The organism is Thermoactinomyces sp. DSM 45892, assembly GCF_900107305.1.
Lineage (GTDB): Bacteria > Bacillota > Bacilli > Thermoactinomycetales > Thermoactinomycetaceae > Baia.
The window spans coordinates 1-2097 of sequence record NZ_FNPL01000039.1; the positions used below are offsets into that span (position 1 = coordinate 1).

General features: G+C 38.1%; 3 protein-coding genes. 1 reads left to right on the forward strand and 2 read right to left on the reverse strand.

The window, feature by feature from the left end:
- Positions 1-135 precede the first annotated feature (135 nt).
- Complete coding sequence (locus BLU58_RS15885) at positions 136-852, reverse strand: GntR family transcriptional regulator (RefSeq protein ID WP_093293831.1); 717 nt, start codon at positions 850-852, stop codon at positions 136-138.
- On the reverse strand, positions 845-1546 hold the full coding sequence (locus tag BLU58_RS15890; protein WP_093293833.1) for a creatininase family protein: 702 nt from the start codon (positions 1544-1546) through the stop codon (positions 845-847). Before BLU58_RS15890 ends, BLU58_RS15885 begins: the two co-directional genes overlap by 8 nt.
- A gap of 167 nt (positions 1547-1713) precedes the next feature.
- Between BLU58_RS15890 and BLU58_RS15895 the strand changes: the two genes are divergently transcribed.
- The gene (locus BLU58_RS15895) at positions 1714-1983 is read left to right on the forward strand and encodes a helix-turn-helix domain-containing protein (protein ID WP_093293835.1); all 270 of its coding nucleotides are present in this window, start codon (positions 1714-1716) and stop codon (positions 1981-1983) included.
- Positions 1984-2097: the final 114 nt, after the last annotated feature.

The following is a 2097-nucleotide window of genomic DNA, read 5'->3' on the forward strand; positions in this document are numbered from 1 at the left end:
AAATTTATCTATTATAATATTATATAACAAAATTAGAGTTTTTTCAATATTTTTTGAGTGATAATCCATCTCTGTCCTCTTCTAAATATAGAGAAAAAGCCCCTGTATCACAGAGACTTGATCAATTTCGCCCCTCTAAAACAATGGGAATTTATATGTGAATTCATAGCAATCAGCCCGGTCGATCATATAGCATACTTGAACACATTTTCCATTAGGATCAAACGCCCTACGCTCAATGTGAACTACTGGTATGTTCGCATGTTGCGGTAAATCTAGCTTCTCCCTATCTGACTCACTAGGTAGGGATGCTATTAATTTTTCTTCACATTCAGCCGGATCAACGCCAAGTTGCTTTAAACAATCATATATCATAGCACCTTTTTCTTTTAACATCCCTCTTAGCACTTTCAAGTCCACCACATTTGGAATGTAAGAGTATGTAGTAGCTACTAGAATATCATCCCGATATTGTCGAGTTTGATAAAATAGAACAGGTGCTGTAAATTCGTCTTGCAGAGAAGTTGGTAACTCTTCATCTTCGTAAATAATCCGAATATCTACAACTTTTTCTAAGCCAAGATCTCCATGTTCCTCTAGAAAATCCCCTTTACGACTCGAACGGTATAGAATCGGACGAACCCTCCGGCGATTAGGATTCGATCCAGATGAAAAAATAAGCCCATCTCGAATTAAAGTATTTATGGCATTTTGGATGGTTCCTGAATGAGCTTCAAACTCCTTCATTAATTCTAGGTTAGTCGGTAACTCACTCCCCGGTGCGTATTCCTCATTTGTAATTCTATCTCGGATAATCTCGTAAATCTGCATCCATTTAGTTACTCTACTCATTTAAAAACTCCTTTACCGTAATAGATATTTCTAACGCGAGAGATTCTAGCAACATCTTTCCCTTAATGGAATTCCCTCTACTTGGGAACCCAATTGCGCCAGTTTCTGTATATTTTTTCATTCCGTACACAGTCAACAAATCACGTCGTGAAGATTTGATATCTATAAGCTGATCTATTTTAATTATTCCTTCATCTAATAAGTGCATTAATATAGATGTTTCTCCCTCACCAGCATGCATATCTTCTGAAACTGTGGACGATATCCCAGCTTGTTTATAGGCATTTTCCCAATGATATCGATTTGGTGTAACTAACAAGCGAGAATGATCCATATTCATTTCTTGGGCTATGTTACCAAGTAGATAATTTCCGCCATGCCCATTAATAATAACGATTTTTTTAATTCCCATTCTCTCAAGGGAACTTACAATATCTTGAACTACCGCGATAATGGTTGTGGAACGTAACGAGATGGATCCCGGAAAGTGGACATGTTCAAACGAAGCCGAAAAGGGAAGAACAGGGCATACAAATGCATGATTAAAATGTTTAGCGCATTCACTCGCCACAGCTTCTGCAATAATACTATCTGTATAAATAGGTAGATGATGGCCATGCTGTTCAGTTGAACCTATAGGGAGAAATGCTACCCCAATATTTTTTAAATCTGTCCATGTAGAAAGCGGATTCATTTCCCTATCTCCTATCATCAGTTTGCATTGTTCAATCTAGGTTTAACTTATCTCATTTTTTTTAAAAAAACAAGTTGCAAAAAGACAATACGCATTGTATAATCTAAGTATAGACTGAACAATATAAGTCTACAGCTTACAGATGAAATGAAAACGAGGTGCATTTAATGAACACATCAGACACCATGATTCAACTACTTCAAACCGTATCCGACCTAAATGAAAAAGTACTCAACCTAACCCAGCGTATGGAAAACAAGCCACAAACCGAATCCCTCACCTACAGCGTAGAACAAACTGCGAAGATGCTTGGCATTAGCCGTACCAAACTCTACGAACTCCTACACCGCCCAGACTTCCCAGTGGTCGACATCGGACACAGAAAACTCATCCCAAGAAAGAACCTTGAAGAATGGTTAAATCAGCAAGCCCAATAAATCGTAAGGGGTGAAACTCAATGAATCCGGTTCTATCTAAAATTGAATACCGCTTAGAAGTTCTCCAATTCCAGATCGAGACCCATTCCCATGGATTTCTACAAGGCATGTGGG